General features: G+C 47.5%; 1 protein-coding gene. It reads right to left on the reverse strand.

Features of this window, described 5'->3' with window-relative positions; genetic code table 11:
- Nucleotides 1-278: GA-like domain-containing protein (locus AC1M9A_RS14445; RefSeq protein ID WP_481610496.1), on the reverse strand; the 278-nt coding region annotated here is incomplete at both ends.

A 278-nucleotide genomic window follows, 5' to 3' on the forward strand; every position in this document is an offset into this window, starting at 1 on the left:
TTGTAGCGCATCTTTTTCTGCTTGTACTGCCTCAGGTAATGCTGTCACTTTTGTTTGTGCTTCTGTTTTCGCAGCAAGTGCATCATCACGTGCTTGAGTCAATGCAGTAAGTTCTGTTGGCGTGATGAGGCCATTGGCATTTGCATCGATCAGCGCTTGTTCTGCCGCAGCGTATGCTGCTTCAGCCGCCTCTACTGCTGCTTCGGCATCTGCCAATACTTGTTCGTACTCATCTGCTATGCCATCTTCGTTTTCATCATTTACTGCTGGTAAAGTGA

The sequence above is a fragment of the Acinetobacter sp. ANC_7634 genome, from assembly GCF_056779875.1.